Consider the following 18,837-nt stretch of genomic DNA (forward strand, 5'->3'; position numbering starts at 1 on the left):
AACGCGTTGATAGCTAGGCAAAAAATTCGATATTTAGTTGTTCTCGGCAATTGCTCCTGCATTGCTCTACCTTCTGCATCCATGCAGTCGTAAATGAGAATTTTTTAACGCAGGTAGCGACACGTTTAGCCCCGCAAAATGATTAAGTATTATTGCGGATTGGTATTAAGCTACAAACACAACTCTCTAAATGGCAATGTGGCTGCGCCAATTGATACCGGAAAATTATCAATATTAGATACCACCAGCTTTGGCATAGGGCGTTTAGCGCCACGTCTAAATTGTGCATAAACCTCAGTTCGTGCAATAACTTTTTCAGCCAACTCTTTTGGAATATGGCCACCAATAATAATCGCCTCAGCATCTAATAAAGCAGAGCAACAGGTTGCCACTAAATCAAATGAGTCTTGAACCTTAAACAACCACTCTTCAACGCCTGGCCAATCAGGATCAAAGTTGTCATGCAGGTCGTAAATTGAAGTAACCGCTACGCCATTTTTTTTCAAAATACGTTTTAGTAATTCAAGATTAGGGTGAGCATATAATTTAGGCGGTAGCATGTCGCCAAGCTCACCTGCGTTTCCGTATGTACCGCGCAGTACGTCGCCATTATTTACAATACCGCCACCAAATGCGGCCGACACAAACATATAAACAAAGTTTTTATACTCGCGCCCAATACCTGCAACACCTTCACCTGCGGCTGCGCCTGTAGCATCGTTAACAACCCAAGTAGGGAGTTGAAAATGCTGCGACACAATATCGATAATATCAACCTGCGACCACTCTTCTAGCATATGGTGGGTATTCATTTTCCCATCCATTGAGCTAAAAAAGCCAGAGATACCCACACCCATTCCCAGTACTTTTTCACTTGGAATGTCACGCTCAGCGCTTATATCTTCTACCAGCTTTTGTGCACATTTAAGCACATTATTAATGCTCATATCCGACATTAATTGCATATGGGTGTAAACCACCTTTCCCGTAAAATCCATTACAGCAAGCGAAATAGCATCAAGCAAAATAGCTAAGCCAAAGGTAAATCCGTAATCGGGATTAAGGGCAATGCCAAACCCAGGCTTACCTTTTTTATTAGGAATTAGCGTATCAGTTTGTACAATTACACCGTGTTGGGTTAACGACTTAAGTAAACGCGACACAGTTTGCTGTGGAATACGAGTTGCGCTCACAATATGACTTTGAGTTACGCACTTTTCCCAAAACACCACTTTTATAATATCGCGCTCAATATCTTGAAATAGCTTTTCGCCTTTTCCAAGCTCAAAACCAGAGCGTAATAAGTTACTGTTGTTTAACGAAAACATAGCTATTAACCCTAACAAAATTGGAGCACAAGATTACGTGAAACCATTATAAAGAACAAGTGGGCAAACTGCGCCTACTCAATCACTATCACTCTAAAATCATTCACATTTGTGTTAGTTGGCCCAGTAATGATTAAATCATCAATGGCTTTAAAAAACTGATGGCTATTATGACCTTTTAACTGTGCGTGTAAGTTTTCGCCAGCATCTTGTGCGCGAGCAATCGTACTGTTATTTATATACGCACCCGCTACATCTTTACTACCATCTACACCATCGGTATCACAAGCAAGTGCGTAAATACCCGTTTCGCCATTAAGTGCCTCAGCCAACGCCATTAAGTATTCTTGATTGGGCCCGCCATCGCCATAAACATCAGCAACAGTTACTGTAAGTTCGCCACCTGAGAACAACATAACGCGCTTGCCTTGGGCTTTTAGATCAAGAGCGATAGCCGCATGTTGCTTTGCAACTTCTTTAGCCTCGCCTTGAATATCATACCCTAGTACCTGGGTTTCCCAGCCTTGATGCTGTGCAACACTTATAGCGCTATCAATAGCATGCTGCGCATTTGCAACAATAAAGTACTCACCCACGGTATCAGCAACTCGTTCTTGCTCTGGTTTTAATAAATGCGCTTCAACCTCTGCAATTACCGGCCAATTGTACTTTTGTAAAATAGCCAGTGCATCGGCTTTAGTACTGCCATCGCTAATAGTAGGGCCTGATGCTATATCACTTGGTTTGTCCCCTACTACATCTGAAATAATGAGCGTAACGTAATCCGACTTAGCGGCCTGCGCTAACTTACCGCCTTTAACAAGTGACAACTGCTTACGCACTACATTTATTTCATCAACGCTTGCACCACTTCTAAGTAAAAACTGATTAAGCTTTTGCTTTTGTGAAAAAGGCACATCATCAACAGGTAGGCACATCAACGACGAACCGCCTCCCGAAATAATAAACAAAATAGGAATATCAGCCGGATTATTTCTTACAAGCTCCAATAACTCTTTGCCAGCTGCTAAGCTGTTATCGTCTGGTGTTGGGTGGTTTGCACTAAGCACTTTAATTCGCCCAGTATCGCCGCTACTTTCGTAGCCATAACGCGTTACCACTGCGCCAAAACATTTATCACCATAAAAGCGATTAACTTCGGCGGCCATTTCAGCGGCGGCTTTACCCGCCCCTACTACACACAAACCTTTGCTTGCATCTATATTTTCTAAATACTTACTCATGCAAGCACTTGGTTTACAGGCATTTACCGCAGTGGTAAATAAATCAATTAAAAACGACTTTTTAGAATCCATTAGTCACAGCTCACGAAAAAATTGAAGGAATAGCTAAACAAATTAATATCATCACAACAAACATGCTAAGTAGCATAACGATATCTTTGCCAGTTAAAATTGAGTTTGATACGGTCTCGGCATTTTGTACTTTTGTGACTTCGTTTACCTCTCTTGAAATTAAACGACTCGTAACATAAATAATCACAGCGGCGCTTACAAAACCGATAAAATTCCACCAAAACCAGAAAATATCAGGCGCAAATACCGACACCAACAAGTTAATTAATACACCACTAATTAAGCCAATATTGGCATGCAATGCAGCACTGCGTTTACTTAATACAGCAACTAAAAATACCGCCAGTATTGGGCCATAAAATAGCGAGCCGACTTTGTTAATAGCTTCAATAATGGTCGGCGCTATGTCACCGGCAAAAAGTGATAGTACTAAGGTAATTGCGCCCCATGCTAAACCTAAGTATTTAGCTAACTTTAAGTAAGATGGTTGGTCTAGCTCTTTATTAGATATACGGCTGTAATCTTCAATACTTACCGCCGAAAGTGAATTAATTGCAGAGCTAAGTGACGACATCGCTGCCGACAAAATAGCGACAACTAACAAACCAATTAAGCCATGCGGTAGGTAATCTAAAATAAATATAGGCATCATCCAATCAGGGTTATCTGCTGGAATTTTTGCTAAAAATTCAGGGTTACTCATTGCCAGAGTGCCAACGATTAAACCCGACACGCAATATAAAATAGTAATAGGGAAGCGCACTACACCATTTGCTAAAATCATATAGCGTAGGTTTTTAGGATCTTTTGCACTGAGCGCACGTTGCGCTTGCGTTTGGTCACACCCATAGTAAGAAGCGTAAAGTACCACACCACCAAAAATCATCGGTAAAAAGCCAAAGCCATCACCACTAAAACCAAATGAATCAAACTTAATCGCTTCTAATCGGCTCGAATCAACATTGGCAATAAAGGTATCAACCCCACCTAAGTGATAAAGCCCAAAACCAATACAAGCAATAGTACCCAGTACAATGATGATCATTTGAATCGCATCACCGTACACTACAGCCTTCATCCCACCTTGCAGTGAATATAAAACGGTTATAACACCCGTTAGTACAATAGCTTGCCATGCTTCTATTCCCATGGTGCCTTGTAATATAAGCGATACCGCGTAAATCATAATGCCGGTGGCAAACGCACGGCTAAATTGAAACACCACACTAATAAGCACACGGGTTGAGCGGCCAAAGCGCATTTCTAAATAATCGTAAATACTGACAATGCCACTTTTATAAAGCTTGGGTAAAATAGTCGCTAAAATTAAAATCATCGCCAGCGGAACACCCAACTCATACGAGAGCCATTGCATACCACCGCCTTCACGCAAACCAACAAATGCAGGAGCCGAAATAAAGCTAATAGCCGAAAGCTGAGTGGCCATTACCGACAAAGCCAAAGGTTTCCAACCTAAGCTTTTACCCCCTAAAAAGTAATCACTTTTATTGGTTTGTTCACGTAGCATAAATCCCATTACCAATAAGGCACCAAGATAAAGAGCAACTATTGAAAAATCTAATATATTCATAATTTATTCGCGTATTCACAATATGAAAACACTGCGCCTTTTCAAAATTAAAATACCAAACGGCTACCTGCCCTTACCTTTTTGAATAAATGAGCCTAGTCAAAAAGATAAACCTGTAGCTAACTTAGCTGAAAAATGCATCACAATGCAAAAAGCCTATTAACCCCAAAGTGAGTTAATAGGCATAAAGCATTTATTTAAAAGTCGTATTTAACTCTTAAAGTAACGCGTCGTGGAAGAATTGGGCGACCTACAAAGTATGGGTTATCTGCCGTTTGGCTGTTACCTAGACGAGGCGAACCTTCAGTAACACCGTCAGAATCAAACAGGTTAAATACCCCAACGCTTAAGCGTACTGTTTGCTCTGGTGCAACTTGCCAGTTATAGCCTGCATCAAATCTAAATAAGTGAAATGAATCAAGTTCTACCGAGTTTGAGTCATTTGCAAAGTTTTTACCGGTAAAGTTATGGTAAATCGATGCATCCCAGTTATCTGCGGTGTAGCTAATAGATGAGTTAAATAGTATTTTTGGTTTACGACGTAATTCGTTACCAATAATAGAAGGGTCTGAGTCAAATTCAGTAAATTCGTGATCGGTATAGGTCATGTTGGCATCAACAGCCCACTCATCGGTAATATCGTAACGACCGGTAAGCTCAACACCCGTTGCTTTAGTTGATTGCATAACTGGCAGCTCTAATACGCCCCCATTACCATCATTTACAAAGTCTACGCTGCGTCTGTCTTTTAAGTCAGTTCTAAATAACGCAATGCTGCCGCTAAAGTCGTTATCAAAAAACTTAACACCTAGCTCGCCTTGCTCAACAATTTCGGCTTCGTAGCTGGCAGGCTCGCCTAAATCATTGAACTGAATACCTCTAATTTCTGGGAAGAAAAACCCGCGCGATGCATTGGCATATATATTTAAATTGTCAGTTAAGCGATATAACGCCGCCCCCGATACAGCAAACTCAGACGTGTCGACTTCGCCGTAAGTCATTACACCACTGCCCGTAGTGTTAACTTGTAAGTTAGGTGCAAGCGTTGGATCATCTGAAATCTGAACTACTTGGCTGCCTTCGCGACTAATTTTTCCTTCAATTTCTTCGTAGCGAACACCAAAGTCAAAAATCCAATCGTCGCTTTCCATTTGATCCGCTACGTACAATGCTCTGCGGGTAGCGCTAATGGTTTGGTTAGTATAAGAAATGCCTGGGCCACTAATACCATTTTGAGTGTACTGAACCTCATCGCCATTAACATCGGTATACGTTAAGTCGATTAAGCGAGGGTTGTTATTAAACTCACCTAAGTAAGTTGTAATAACGTTATCGTCGTCGGCTTCACTGTGCGAGAAAAATGTACCGACTGTAATATCGTGGCCAAAATCACCTACAAAAATACTTTTGATGATATTAAATTCTGCAGAAAAATCTTCAGCTGGGCGGTCGCGGTCTAAAATACGGTTAGCAAATAGTAAGTCATCACTTGCAAGTGCGACACCTGAATTAACATAAGAAAACTCAGCACCGCTTGCATCACCTAGCCCTCTGTTAGCTAAAAAGTCGTCTTGGCTTTCAGGTACATTAATAATACCGTCGCCGTCTAAAAATAGATTAAATTCGTGTTGGTATTTAGCGTATTTACTGCGCATATTAATGGCAAAATCGTTAGCGAGTTCTTTTTCAAACACCACTGAAATAGAGCCACCTTTAGTAACTACACCATCGCTGATTGGCGATTCATAACGACCATTTGCTGTATCGTACGTTAAGTTAGATACTTGCGCCGTTTGCAGTGATTCGACTTCACGACCATCGTTACCAATTAAGCGCTCGCGGCTGTCGCCATCAAGTGGAATAGGTAAGTAAAACTGAGCTTGGTCGTCAATGTACTGTCCGTAAACAGTAAATGAGCCAGAGCCATCATCAAATTCTTTACGAATATTACCACGCAACTGTGTACCTTTAGTCTCAAGGCCTGTATCTAAAGGGCCCTCGTCGTAACGGTAAAAACCAGAAAGCGCATAATATAAGCCGTTTTCGTTAAGTGGACCGCTCGTTGCAAAATCTAAGCGAGTACGCCCTTGGTCAGAAAGCTCCATTTGTACGGTACTTTGCGGATCATCACTGCCCGTTTTAGAAATATAGTTAATAATGCCGGCCACAGAACCTTGGCCAAATAAATTAGATACACCACCACGCACAAACTCTACGCGCTCAATCCCCAAATCATTACGGTAATACACATCAAACGCCGATGAGTTTAAACCAAAAACACTCAAACTAGGTGAACCGTCGTACGACAGTGGCGTAAACTGAAACTGACCCGATGAAGGTAAGCCTCTTACTTGTAGGTTAGTAGCGACTTCACCGCCACCGCCTTCTACTTTAATACCCGGAATATAGCGAAGCACATCCGCTTGGCTACTTGAAGACAGCTTTACCAGCTCGTCTTCACTAATAGATGTTACTGATTGTGGAGTGTCTGAAATAACACGCCCTTTACTGGTACCAGAGACGATAATACGCTCAACGTTGTTAGCTTTTTTTGCTGTATCTGGTGCAGCTTCTTCTGCTGCATAAGCGCCCTGTGCGAGGCATAAAGATACAATAGAGGCGATCGTTGTTTTATTCACGGGTATTCTCCAATTGTGCTAGTTGTCTGTGTGTATTTACTTAGAGTGTGGCTAAGCAAAGCCGAAATAATCAAGTAAACATGTTAGTTTTTTGTTACTTCGAACAGGATTTAAGCACAGAAAAAAAACATTTACAACCCATAATGAGTGCTTTAATATTATCCAAATCGGAAATAACACACAAAGAGCACCCAATATGACTACTATAAACAGCGGTAAAATTGACTCAGCAACGGCTTCATCGCTTGCAGACCTTGCTACTAAAACACTTATAGCAAACGACTTAGGTGGCTATACAGTACCAACACATGGCCTATACCCGTTTCAGTGGAACTGGGATTCAGCCATTACAGCGCTAGGCTGGATGAAATCAGACGAAAGCCGCGCATGGCAAGAAATTGATGTGTTATTTTCAGGCCAATGGGATGATGGCATGGTGCCGCACATCTTGTTTCATAAAGATTCTGATACTTATTTTCCTGGTCCTGACGTATGGGGTTCGGATAAAAAAATTAAAAGTACGTCTATTTCACAGCCGCCAGTAGTCGCAACCGTAATGAAAGAAATGCTTGCCAGCGCTAAAGATAAAGAACTTGCAGAACAAAAAGTTAAAGCGTTATTTTCACAAGTAGTTGATTATCATTTATGGTGGTACAACGACCGAGATCCTGAAAAAACAGGTTTAGTAGTAACCTACCACCCGTGGGAATCGGGCATGGATAACAGCCCATCGTGGGATGACGCTCTTCATGCTGTGCCATGTGTGGATTGGGAATATACGCGCCGTGATACAAGTCATGTAGATTCTTCTCAGCGCCCACATAAAAGTGAATACGACCGATTTTTATACCTTGTAGACTTTTTCAAACGTAACAACTTTGACAGCAAAGTAATTTACGAAACCTGCCCGTACAAAATGAATGATCTAGGTATTATTGCTATTTTACACCGTGCAACCAAAGATTTACTCAAAATGGGTGAAAAACTTGGCTTAAACGATGCTCGCACTGATTACTTAGCACAGCGCTTACAAATAACAGAGCAAGCCATAAACACTTTATGGTGTGAACAAAGCCAGTACTTTTACTGCAGAGATGTATTAACTAACAGCTTGGCTAAAGTTAAAACATCAGCCGCGCTATTAACTGTATATGCAGGTTTAACAAGCGATGAGCAAACTAAAATAATTAATACAGCCACCGAAGATTTTATTGAGTCGAGCCAGTTTAGTGTGGCTTCTACTCACCCTAAAGAGGAAAAATACGAGCCACAACGCTACTGGCGTGGCCCGATCTGGTTACACATCAACTGGATGATAGCCATAGGCCTTAAAGAAGCAGGCTTTGCAACAACGGCTGACACAATTCAAGATGACACTCGCAACCTAGTTGTTAAGTCTGGCTACTACGAATATTTTAACCCAGAAACAGGTGCAGGCTGTGGTGGTAAAGATTTCTCGTGGACGGCTGCAATAGCATTACATTGGCTACTTGACTAATAACTAAGGCAAGATCATGAAACACACAATATGCTTTGGTGAAGTACTGGTTGATTTACTTTCAAATAAATTGAGCCAAAACAGCAACGAACACGAAGCGTTTACAAAGTTTGCAGGCGGTGCGCCTGCAAACGTAAGCGTTGCCATTGCAAAGCTAGGCGGTAATGCCTACTTTGCAGGAATGCTAAGCACTGATAGCTTTGGCGACTTTTTACATAATGCATTAAAAGAGCAAGGTGTAAAAACCGACTTTATGCGTTTTACCAACCAAGCAAAAACAGCTCTCGCGTTTGTATCACTCGATAACGATGGCGATCGCACGTTTGAGTTTTATCGTGATAACACCGCTGATTTGCACTTTAGTAACGATGACTTTAGTCGCGAATGGTTTGAGCAATGCGATATTTTTCATATTTGTTCAAACACATTAACCGACAAAAACATCAGAAACACCACCGCTTACGGTGTTAAATTTGCAAAACAAAATAACTCAATTGTGAGCTTTGATATTAACTTGCGCCTCAATTTATGGCCAAGCGATGCCAACCCTCGCGAGCATATTTTACCGTTATTAAAAGACTGCTCAATTATTAAAGCCTCAAAAGAAGAGCTTGAATACTTAGCGGGTGAGCAATCGAGCGATGAGTTTATTGCCCAAACACTTAATAACGGTTGTGAGCTATTTGTAGTTACCGATGCAGGCAACCCTATGCATTGGTATACAAAAAATGCCAAGCAAACGCTTCACCCTAAAAAGGTTACTATGGTTGATGCCACCGCTGCAGGAGATGCGTTTGTAGGTGGACTGCTATATCAACTAGGCTTACAAAACCTGACACCCAGCTCTTTTAGCGAGCTTTGCAACACGCCTGAAATACTAACAACTATTTTTGAATTTGCTTCGTTATGTGGTGCCCATGCCGCATCTTACAAAGGGGCATTTAACTCCCTACCTAACCAAAAGTCTCTACACGATTTTAGGAGCGAACTATGAAAAGCACACCTGATAACTTTAAAAGCCGTGAATTTTTAACGCAGCACATTAGCGACACACTAGCGTTTTATGAGCCTAATATTGACGACGAACACGGTGGGTTTTACCAAAACTTTTCTGATAACGGTGAGGTGTTTGATAAACACACGCGCCACTTAGTAAGCTCTACTCGCTTTGTATTTAACTATGCGCGTGCGTACCAAACCTTTAATGACGAAAAGTACCTAAACCGTGTTAAATCGGGGATTAAGTTTATTCGTAAGCATCACCTTGTTGAGCAAACAGGTGGCTACAACTGGTTATTAAAAGTTGAAAACGGCCAAGCCACCGTGCTTGATAACACCAATCATTGCTATGGCTTTGCATTTGTTATTTTAGCGTACAGCTGGGCATACCGTGTGGGCGTTACAGAGGCGCGCGAATACCTAAACGATACATTTCAAACAATGGAAACACATTTTTGGGATGCAAAATCCGGTTTATATAAAGATCAGCATAACAGCGACTTTACAAAATGTGATTCATACCGCGGCCAAAATGCCAACATGCATACTTGTGAAGCACTTATTGCCGCCTATGAAGCCACAAAAGACGAAATATTTTTAAACCGTGCGCTCACACTTGCCGACAATATGGTTAACCGCCAAGCTAATTTAATGGGCGGGTTAATCTGGGAGCATTACGATATAAATTGGCAGGTCGATTTAGAGTACAACAAAGACGATCCTAAAAACTTATTTCGTCCGTGGGGCTTTCAACCTGGCCATCAAACAGAGTGGTCAAAACTGCTTATGTTTTTAAATAAGCATAAGCCACAAAAATGGCTTATTGAACGCGCTCAAGCCTTATTTGATAACTCGATAAATGTAGCCTGGGATAAAAAACACGGCGGTATTTGCTACGGCTTTGCCCCTGATAAAACTATTTGCGATGACGATAAATACTTTTGGGTGCAAGCCGAAACTCTGTGTTGTGCCGCGTATCTTTATCAAGCAACAGGGGATGAAAAATATCAGCAATGGTATGACAAAATTTGGCAGTATTCGTGGCAGCATTTAGTCGATCATAAATACGGCGCTTGGTTTAGAATTTTAACTGCTGACAATAAAAAAATAGACACGATGAAAAGCCCAATAGGTAAAACTGATTACCATACAATGGGCGCCTGTTTTGATGTGCTCGAACTATTAAAGTAACTATGTAGTCATAACTTTTACAGTGTTGTGTAGACCTTTTAACCGCCAGTTTGGCGGTTTTTTTTGCGCTGGATTTAATTCACCTCAAAAAGGGTTATCAACTTAACAAAATAATATTTTTTTACAGCCATTTTTTTAAACCTAATCTTTTGAATACCACACCAATAATAGAAAATTTTGCACGCCAGCAGCGTATAGTAATATTAAAGATATAAAAATAAGAGAACAGGTAATGCCCAACGAGAAAGATCCCCACGCCATATGCACAAGCGAACAAGTTGCTTGGCCACGTATTGCCGCAATTGCTGCAATGCTAAGCTTTTCATTACCCACATTTATAACCGGCTTAGAAATTCATCAAAGTTCAAGTGTGAGTAATACACTTTGGGCGTTAGTCATTGGATCTATCATTTTAACCGTAATTGGCGGTGCCATGGGCACAATAGGTGTAAAAAGCCGCTTAAGCTCTTATCTGTTAGTGAAAATAGCCTTTGGTAATGCAGGTGCTGGCATTGTAAATATAGCTTTTGCTTTGTCATTAATTGGCTGGTTTGGAGTAAATATTGACTTGTTTTCGAATGCAGTAGTACGTCTACTGAGCGCTGAATTTAATATTATTATGCCTGAGTGGCCAATTGATATAGCTGCTGGCTGCGCCATGCTCATAACCACATTATACGGATTTAAAGCTATTAATGTACTGGCCTCTATTATGATCCCCATTTTAGCTGTTGTGACCGCAATGATGCTATTTGGCGCATTAGATAACATGCCATTTATTGATTTTATTAATTTAGAAAAGTCGGCAGACTTATCACTTGAAGATGGTGTAGCCGCTATTGTTGGTGGCGTTATTATTGGCGCAATTATCTTGCCCGATATAACCCGTTTTTCTAAACAAAAACGTGGCGGCATATACACCTCTTTTATTGCTTATATGATTATTGAACTGCTCGTTATTTTTGTAGCTGTATTTGCAGCAGCCGCCATGCAAGAAACCGAAATACTCAGTTTAATGCTTGCGCTCAACCTAGGATTTTCGGCTTTTTTTATTGTGATTGCAGGAAGTTGGATTTTAAATTCACTAAACTTATACAGTACCGCACTCAGTGTAGAAGCAACTTTTCCGCATTGGCATAAAAAGTGGGTTATTGTTTTATTAGGGCTAGTAGGAATTGGCGCGGCATTTATAAATATTTTAGATATGTTTATTAGCTTTTTAGCATTTTTGTCAGATATTTTTGTGCCCGTTGCAGGCGTTATTATTGTTGATGCATTATTTATAAAGCCTGATGCGTACAACGCCAGTACGCTTACCAATAACGCGCGCTTTTCTATACCTGCATTTACAGCTTGGTTTGTAGGTGCGGCATTTGCTGTGTGTAATGGGGCAATATTTAACGTGTCATTGAGTGGCATTACCGTTATTGATGCTATTATTTTAACCGCAATTATTTATACTTTTTTTGTAAAGGTAATTAAACCAAAACCAGTTAATAAGCACTTATAACTAATCAAGGCGCTAATCAGCGCCTTGTTCGTCTTCTTCTATTTTCATTTCGTCTCGCCATCTTAGCTTTTCAAGCGGGTAGCCTAAAAAGAACTTGGCTCGCTCAAGCACGATACGTGTGGTTAATTTTTTAATCGTATAATTACTACTGCCCGTTAACTTATCGCACATTGCGTTAAGCGCCTGAATATCTGCAAAACAACAAAACGAAATGTAATCAATATCACCACTTAACTGCATGCAATCCATTATTTCAGGGATATCGTGTATTTCAGCTAAAAATTTACGCCTAGCAGCTAAATTATTGTCCTCAAGAGTAAATTCCATATAAGCAAACACATGCTCACATATTTGTTCAAGATTAATATCGGCATGAAATGTACGAAAATACCCTGCTTCTTTTAATGCTTTAACGCGTTGAAAACAAGCGCTGGGAGAAAGGTTTACTCGCTCTGCTAACTCTACATTAGTGAGATCGGCAGTAAGATGCACTATTGCTAATATTTTTTGGTTATATCTGTCTATTTTTATCGTTTTTTTCATAACTGGTTTCACATTGAAAAATAATTAATTTTGTAAACCTATTGTCAAAATGTACATAAAACTTAGCGCCTGTTAGGTATTTTCACAATATGTTTGTGCTCATTTGAGGTTTTACAAAATATTATTTTGTCTGAAAAAGCGACAATGTTTGTACGTTAAAAACATTACCTTAGTCGTGACATTAGGACATATAACATGAGCAGATACAATAGAACAAAATTCCATAAAACGCTTTTAGCATCGGCGGTGAGTTTATCGTGCTTGTCACACGTTAATGCACAAGAACAAAATAATACAGCCAACACTATCGAAAAAATTTCTGTTATCTCTCGAGGACGTGTTGAGTCAATTCAAAACGTGCCTGACTCTGTTACCGCCTTTAGCGCCGATACGATTGAAAAATCTCGTATTACCAGCTTTCGTGATGTTGCTAATTTAACGCCTAATCTATCGCAACTTGATAACTTTAGACCCGGCCTTGCGCGCATAACTATTCGAGGGTTAATTACACCGCAAGTAGGCGATCCGCCACTGGCGTTTGTTGTTGATGGTGTAACCGCCCCCGATTTAGAGTTTATTAACCAAGACTTAGTAGATATTGAGCGCATTGAAGTTATGCGTGGCGCGCAGGGCGCGTTATACGGTAGAGGCGCTATTGGTGGTGCGGTCATTGTTACGACAAAAAAACCTATTGAAGACTTTGAAGGTAAAGTTAAAGGCTCAATTGGTAATGGTAATACATATAACCTAAATGCAGTTGTGTCAGGGTCGTTAAATGATGAAAACACGGCTTATTTTAGAGCCGGTGGTTATATAAAAGATACCGATGGCCTTATTAAAAATACTTACACGGGTGATAAAGCCGATCCATTAAAAGAACAATCTGTATTTTCGCAATTAGAATTTGAATTGACTGAAGACACATCAATAAACCTTAAAGGTAAATACACGTCAAGCGAAGCAGGTTTTGCTTACTATCAAAGCGTAAACGATGACACCATTGAAGACTTCTCTATTAATACCTCACAAAATATTATTAACGAAGATGAGCGTGATGTATATGAGCTAAGCGCTAAGCTGACGCAACATTACGATTTAGGTAAATTTGAATTTGTTACCGCTTACAGCAATTCTGAAAATGAACATTTTTACGATGGCGACTACTCAGCTGATGCAACCTTTATTGACGAAGACGGTTTTTTTAGAGCACCGTTTGGTACTGAGGGATTATACGACATTGAATCGTTAACTGTTGAGTCTCGCTTTATATCTCAGTCAGATCAGGAGTTTAGATGGTCTGTGTCGGCATTTTATCAACAGCGCGACCGCGACACTGCGGTACTTTTTTATGATGACTTTACGGATGCACAAATACTCACCCGTAAAGACTTTGCAAACGATGAACCTTACTTATCTATTATCGATAATAACAGCAGTGATGCGTGGGCTCTTGCGGGGCAATTTAACTACGATATTACCTCGCAGTTAGAGCTAACCGGAGCACTACGTTACGATCACGATACTCGCGAGTCGTTTGACCCAACTAATAAAACAGATACTTACGCTAAAAAGTCGTTTAGCCAACTACAGCCAAAAGTAACTTTAGGATACCAAGTTACGGATGACTTTTTACTTTATACGGGTTATTCGCACGGATTTAGAAGTGGCGGCTTTAATGAGCCTGCAGAAGGAATTAGCCGTACCTTTGATCAAGAAGTGTCTGATAGCTACGAAATGGGTTTTAAAACGTCTTTGTTTGATAGCAAATTAACCCTTAATGGAGCTGCGTTTATTATTGACCAAGACGATGCTCAATTTACGCAATTTAATGTAGATACATACACCCTCGAAAATCTATCAATTGATGAAGTGCAAACCAAAGGCCTAGAGCTAGAAGCGGCCTATGCAGCCACCAGCAATTTAAGCATAAACCTAAGCGCCGGTATTATTGATTCAGAAATAAAAAGCTTTGCACTGCGCCCTGAGCTTACTGGCAGACCACAGTTTTGGGTCCCTGAATACAACTACAGCATATCGGCCAATCATAATACGCAATTAAATGGTCAGTGGTCACTGTTTTCCCGCGCGGAGGTATTAATAGAAGGGCCTAAAACCTTCAGCATTGATATTCCAGATGTAGAGTCATCACGCTACACCTACCTTAATGCCGGGGTTGGCATTAAATCTGAGCAATGGACAGTGCAAGTTTACGTAGACAACCTCACTGATGAGCGTGCCATTGAAGATATATTTTTATATGGCGATGGGATTACTGAACTTGCGCGCCAACCTAATAAACCACGTAGTTACGGCGTAGAGCTAAGCTACGACTTTTAATTTCAACTCTCAAATAGCTGCTTTAAACAATCTTAAGGCTGCCTCTTTTTTAGATAACCAATAGCGATACACACATGCAAATTCTTAATCGTGAACAACTAATTGATATTTTATACGGCTGCGCCATTTTAGGTACCGGTGGTGGCGGTGAGCTAAGTGAAGGCATAAATTACATTGACGAAGCCCTTGCACTAGGTAAAACGTTTAAACTTATTAGCGCAGATGAAGTACCCGCAGGCGAACTTGTATGCACACCTTATATTTTAGGGGCAATCTCGCCACTAACAGATACAGAAGAGCGAGCTTACGCTAATCTCCCACGTACAGGTAAGCATTCTATTTTAGCGGCCTACGATCGCGCCCTTGAGTACATGAATAAAGAGTCCATTTACGGAACGATTTGTTGCGAACTAGGTGGCGCTAACACTGCGGTATCGTTTTATTTAGCGGCTATGTTTGACGGCTATATTATTGATGCCGACCCTGCTGGACGAGCTGTTCCTGAAATTACCCACTCAACCTATTATTTAAATAATTTACCCGCAGCACCAATTATTACCGCAAACGAATTTGGCGAATGCTTTATTTGTGAAAACGTTATGGATGACTTACGCGCTGAAACCGTAGTGCGTGCCCTTGCCAAAATAAGCCGTAACGACATCGCAGCCATTGATCATATTCTTCCTATTGAACAGATGAAAGATGCGGTTATTCACGGCACGATAAGTAAAGCATTAAAGCTTGGAAGAGCCATGCGTGAAGCCAACAATTCAAATGAAAACACTATTAATGTAGTTGCCGAGCAAGGTAATGGATTTGTCGCGTTTGAAGGAATTGTTAGTGAGTTTGAATTTAAAACACTTGAAGGCTTTACCATAGGCGAAGTTATGCTTGCTGGCACTGGCGAGTTTGCTGGTAACAGTTATAAAATTACGGTTAAAAACGAAAATATGGCTGCGTTTTTGAATGGAAAAGTACACGTTACCATCCCTGATTTAATTTGTTGCCTAAACACACAAGCGGGTACGCCAATTACCAACCCAAATTATGAAATAGGTATGCCTGTATCCGTTATTATTTTGCCAGCACCTGTTGAATTTACAACATCAAAAGGACTTTCTATATTTGGCCCTAATTACGCAGGCGTTAAGAGTGATTATCGCCCTGCTATAAATAGTTAACTATTCAGCTCTAACCTGAATTATTATAAAGCTTAGCGTGGTTAGCGTTTAACCCGTTAAGCTTTTATATCAATAACTCACTTCCAACCTGCAATACTCTTTTAATCAAAGTTAAAAAGCTATAATAAAAATCTTATATAGGTAATAATCTTTAAATTAATCGACTCAAGGATTATTTGGTATGCTAGGTTTTTGGTATAAGGAGTTTCCGCAATACCCTAAAGATCATAAAGACTTTTGGCGTACTCGTTTAATAGCCCACTCTTTACTAATAACTACGAGTTATTTTTTAGTTTTAACACTCCTCAACCTTTTCTACTTTGAAAGCTATGACATTGCTTTAATTGATGCCTTAGGGCTGACTATATCACTAGGTATCTATACTTGGTTTAATAAAACAGCCAATGTAAATGCAGCAGCATGGGCCGTTGCCCTTATGGTTGTTAGCTTAATAATGATGTTTGTGATTTCTGTAGGCGGACATGCGCATTCTTTATTTTGGGCAACGTTGATCCCGCCTTTTAGCTTTTTTTTAGTTGGAAGAAACTGGGGAAGCCTATTTAGTACAGTCGCTTTTGCTATTTGTGCGTATCTTGTGTATTTACAACAACAGCAAACTGTAACAATTGGCTTAGGCTCTTTATTTAATCTTATAGAGGTAAGCCTTGCTCATATTTTAATTTTTAGGTTTTACGAAAAAACACGGTTTTCGGCATACACTCGATTATCTATCCGTAACTTAGAAATTCAACACTTAGCAGAAACCGATAAGTTAACGGGGCTTTATAACAGGCAAAAATTTGATTTTGAATTATCACAGTTAATTGCTAAAAATGACGTTTTTAAAACCCCACATTGCTTACTTATTTGCGATATAGACCACTTCAAAAATATAAACGATACCTACGGGCATTTGGTTGGTGATAACGTGCTAACTGAATTTGCAAAAATATTAAAAAGCAGTATGGGAAATAACGCACTTATTGCGCGATGGGGTGGAGAAGAATTCACTATTATTTTATCCAACACCTCTTTAAATGATAGCGCTAAAAAAGCCGATGACCTGAGAAAGTATATTGCCGAAAACACAGTTACAAATGTAGCATTTACTATAAGTATTGGGTTAGCAACGATACAAAAAGACGATACAGTGCTAAAACTACTGGAGCGGGCTGATACAGCGCTATATAAGGCTAAAAATAATGGACGCAATAAAGTATGTGTTAGCGATAACGATTCAACCGTTATCGCTCAATCAACTTACTTAAATGGGTTTATAGCCTAAGCTTAAGCGTGCTGCCCACAAGCAAATCCACAGCTCCACGCATATTGGAAGTTGTAGCCTCCAAGCCACCCTGTTACGTCAGTTACTTCGCCTATAAAGTATAGGCCTTTAGCTTTTTTAGCTTCAAAGGTTTTTGAGCTCAACTCGTCGGTATCTACACCGCCCAATGTTACTTCTGCTGTTCTATAACCTTCTGTGCCATTGGGTTTAATTTGCCACGCATGAATGTAATTTACTAACTCATCTATTTGAGCATGGGTAAGCTGATTAATATTACAATCTGGTATCGCTTTGCTTTCGTGCAGTATTTCTATAAAGCGTTTAGGTAAAATAGTTGCAAGGCTATTTTTTAAGGACTTTTGGGCTTGCGTTTCTCGCCAATCAGCAAGTTGCTGCCTTAAATCAATTTCAGGTAATAGGTTTATAGTTACAGCCTGCCCTGCTCGCCAAAATGAGCTTATTTGCAATATTGCAGGGCCCGATAACCCTCGGTGAGTAAAGAGGATGTTTTCTTTAAATACGGTGCCGTCTTCGCTTGAAACTTCACAAGGAATGCTAATTCCCGAGAGCCCTTCAAAACGCTCTTTATCATGCTGATGCAAAGTAAACGGCACAAGTGCAGCCATAGTTGGTAACACGCTTAAGCCAAACTGCTCTGCAATTTTATAACCTATTGGTGTAGCCCCTAGTTTTGGCATAGTTAAGCCACCTGATGCTATAACTAACGACTCACAGCTTAAGGTTTCTTGCTCTGTGGTAACGCTATAGCCGGTTTCGGTTTTTGATACGCTGATCACTTCACTGCGTAGTTTTATATTTACCCCGGCCCACTCACATTCGGTCAGTAAAATATCAACAATGTCTTGTGCATTGTTATCGCAAAAAAGCTGACCTAGTGTTTTATGATGATACGCCAAGCCATGTCTGTCTACCAGCTCAATAAAGTCATGCTGTGTATAGCGACTTAAACATGATTTAACAAAGTGAGCATTTGCGCATAAGTAGTTATCAGGGGTTGCGTTTTCATTTGTAAAATTGCAACGCCCACCACCACTTATTAAAATTTTACGACCTGGTTTTTTGCCCATATCAAGTACTGTAACGCTTCGGCCACGGTATCCAGCTTGCGCTGCACACATTAATCCTGCTGCTCCCGCACCTATTACAATTACATCTACTTGACTCATTATTTTACCCTACTAAAAAATTTTTCCGATTATAGCAAAGTTTAATAGCTAACAACGTAGCATTTAAATTATTAGTAATAACACAACAAAAACGTATCAGTAATAAGTCGGAAATAATTACCCGCACAACAAACCAACCCTTTATACTTATTTTTAATTTATATGACAAATACTAAACAACGAGTAAACCGCTAAAAACCTGAGTTATAACTAAATGAAAGAGGTACATAAT

13 protein-coding genes are annotated in these 18,837 nt (G+C 40.1%); 7 read left to right on the forward strand and 6 right to left on the reverse strand.

What is annotated here, in order from left to right; all coding sequences use genetic code 11:
- Nucleotides 1–170 precede the first annotated feature (170 nt).
- The 4 genes from I6E69_RS05495 to I6E69_RS20790 form a co-directional block, all read right to left on the reverse strand.
- Nucleotides 171–1,328 carry an ROK family transcriptional regulator gene (locus tag I6E69_RS05495; RefSeq protein ID WP_002957728.1) on the reverse strand — a complete coding sequence of 386 codons (1,158 nt, stop codon included), beginning with the start codon at nucleotides 1,326–1,328 and terminating at the stop codon, nucleotides 171–173.
- 74 nt (nucleotides 1,329–1,402) lie between these two features.
- Nucleotides 1,403–2,644 carry a glycerate kinase gene (locus tag I6E69_RS05500; RefSeq protein WP_197120787.1) on the reverse strand — a complete coding sequence of 414 codons (1,242 nt, stop codon included), beginning with the start codon at nucleotides 2,642–2,644 and terminating at the stop codon, nucleotides 1,403–1,405.
- A gap of 10 nt (nucleotides 2,645–2,654) precedes the next feature.
- Nucleotides 2,655–4,235, reverse strand: coding sequence for a sodium:solute symporter (locus I6E69_RS05505; RefSeq protein ID WP_197120788.1), 1,581 nt, complete (start codon nucleotides 4,233–4,235; stop codon nucleotides 2,655–2,657).
- Between the two features lie 197 nt (nucleotides 4,236–4,432).
- On the reverse strand, nucleotides 4,433–6,874 hold the full coding sequence (locus I6E69_RS20790) for a TonB-dependent siderophore receptor (RefSeq protein ID WP_197120789.1): 2,442 nt from the start codon (nucleotides 6,872–6,874) through the stop codon (nucleotides 4,433–4,435).
- A 196-nt stretch (nucleotides 6,875–7,070) separates the two neighbouring features.
- On the opposite strand from I6E69_RS20790, the gene I6E69_RS05515 reads away from it, so the two are divergent.
- The 4 genes from I6E69_RS05515 (at nucleotide 7,071) to I6E69_RS05530 (ending at nucleotide 12,072) form a co-directional block, all read left to right on the forward strand.
- The gene (locus tag I6E69_RS05515; RefSeq protein WP_197120790.1) at nucleotides 7,071–8,372 is read left to right on the forward strand and encodes a trehalase family glycosidase; all 1,302 of its coding nucleotides are present in this window, start codon (nucleotides 7,071–7,073) and stop codon (nucleotides 8,370–8,372) included.
- 16 nt (nucleotides 8,373–8,388) lie between these two features.
- A complete protein-coding gene (locus tag I6E69_RS05520; RefSeq protein ID WP_039488284.1) occupies nucleotides 8,389–9,366 on the forward strand; it encodes a carbohydrate kinase in 978 nt (325 codons plus the stop codon).
- On the forward strand, nucleotides 9,363–10,562 hold the full coding sequence (locus I6E69_RS05525) for an AGE family epimerase/isomerase (protein ID WP_197120791.1): 1,200 nt from the start codon (nucleotides 9,363–9,365) through the stop codon (nucleotides 10,560–10,562). Before I6E69_RS05520 ends, I6E69_RS05525 begins: the two co-directional genes overlap by 4 nt.
- A gap of 232 nt (nucleotides 10,563–10,794) precedes the next feature.
- Complete coding sequence (locus I6E69_RS05530) at nucleotides 10,795–12,072, forward strand: cytosine permease (RefSeq protein ID WP_082007359.1); 1,278 nt, start codon at nucleotides 10,795–10,797, stop codon at nucleotides 12,070–12,072.
- Nucleotides 12,073–12,084: 12 nt separating this feature from the next.
- Here the strand turns inward: I6E69_RS05530 and I6E69_RS05535 are convergent, their stop codons facing one another.
- Nucleotides 12,085–12,615 carry an Lrp/AsnC family transcriptional regulator gene (locus tag I6E69_RS05535; protein WP_002957736.1) on the reverse strand — a complete coding sequence of 177 codons (531 nt, stop codon included), beginning with the start codon at nucleotides 12,613–12,615 and terminating at the stop codon, nucleotides 12,085–12,087.
- Nucleotides 12,616–12,810: 195 nt separating this feature from the next.
- Between I6E69_RS05535 and I6E69_RS05540 the strand changes: the two genes are divergently transcribed.
- The 3 genes from I6E69_RS05540 to I6E69_RS05550 all read left to right on the forward strand — a co-directional run bounded on the left by I6E69_RS05540 (nucleotide 12,811) and on the right by I6E69_RS05550 (nucleotide 17,418).
- Nucleotides 12,811–14,952 carry a TonB-dependent receptor gene (locus I6E69_RS05540; RefSeq protein ID WP_197120792.1) on the forward strand — a complete coding sequence of 714 codons (2,142 nt, stop codon included), beginning with the start codon at nucleotides 12,811–12,813 and terminating at the stop codon, nucleotides 14,950–14,952.
- A gap of 74 nt (nucleotides 14,953–15,026) precedes the next feature.
- Entirely contained in the window at nucleotides 15,027–16,133 is a 1,107-nt protein-coding gene (locus tag I6E69_RS05545) for a DUF917 domain-containing protein (protein ID WP_197120793.1), read from the forward strand.
- Nucleotides 16,134–16,314: 181 nt separating this feature from the next.
- The gene (locus I6E69_RS05550; protein ID WP_197120794.1) at nucleotides 16,315–17,418 is read left to right on the forward strand and encodes a GGDEF domain-containing protein; all 1,104 of its coding nucleotides are present in this window, start codon (nucleotides 16,315–16,317) and stop codon (nucleotides 17,416–17,418) included.
- A 2-nt stretch (nucleotides 17,419–17,420) separates the two neighbouring features.
- Here I6E69_RS05550 and I6E69_RS05555 read toward each other — a convergent pair whose 3' ends face one another.
- Complete coding sequence (locus I6E69_RS05555; protein WP_182682542.1) at nucleotides 17,421–18,605, reverse strand: NAD(P)/FAD-dependent oxidoreductase; 1,185 nt, start codon at nucleotides 18,603–18,605, stop codon at nucleotides 17,421–17,423.
- Nucleotides 18,606–18,837: the final 232 nt, after the last annotated feature.

Source organism: Pseudoalteromonas sp. NZS100 (assembly GCF_015864815.1).
Lineage (GTDB): Bacteria > Pseudomonadota > Gammaproteobacteria > Enterobacterales > Alteromonadaceae > Pseudoalteromonas > Pseudoalteromonas distincta.

Coding starts and splice junctions, on each gene's coding strand:
- I6E69_RS05555 (WP_182682542.1), bottom strand. CDS start 18,605: ATGAGTCAAGTAGATGTAATTGTAATAGGTGCGGGAGCAGCAGGATTA.
- I6E69_RS05550 (WP_197120794.1), top strand. CDS start 16,315: ATGCTAGGTTTTTGGTATAAGGAGTTTCCGCAATACCCTAAAGATCAT.
- I6E69_RS05545 (WP_197120793.1), top strand. CDS start 15,027: ATGCAAATTCTTAATCGTGAACAACTAATTGATATTTTATACGGCTGC.
- I6E69_RS05530 (WP_082007359.1), top strand. CDS start 10,795: ATGCCCAACGAGAAAGATCCCCACGCCATATGCACAAGCGAACAAGTT.
- I6E69_RS05540 (WP_197120792.1), top strand. CDS start 12,811: ATGAGCAGATACAATAGAACAAAATTCCATAAAACGCTTTTAGCATCG.
- I6E69_RS05505 (WP_197120788.1), bottom strand. CDS start 4,235: ATGAATATATTAGATTTTTCAATAGTTGCTCTTTATCTTGGTGCCTTA.
- I6E69_RS05500 (WP_197120787.1), bottom strand. CDS start 2,644: ATGGATTCTAAAAAGTCGTTTTTAATTGATTTATTTACCACTGCGGTA.
- I6E69_RS05525 (WP_197120791.1), top strand. CDS start 9,363: ATGAAAAGCACACCTGATAACTTTAAAAGCCGTGAATTTTTAACGCAG.
- I6E69_RS05535 (WP_002957736.1), bottom strand. CDS start 12,615: ATGAAAAAAACGATAAAAATAGACAGATATAACCAAAAAATATTAGCA.
- I6E69_RS05495 (WP_002957728.1), bottom strand. CDS start 1,328: ATGTTTTCGTTAAACAACAGTAACTTATTACGCTCTGGTTTTGAGCTT.
- I6E69_RS05515 (WP_197120790.1), top strand. CDS start 7,071: ATGACTACTATAAACAGCGGTAAAATTGACTCAGCAACGGCTTCATCG.
- I6E69_RS05520 (WP_039488284.1), top strand. CDS start 8,389: ATGAAACACACAATATGCTTTGGTGAAGTACTGGTTGATTTACTTTCA.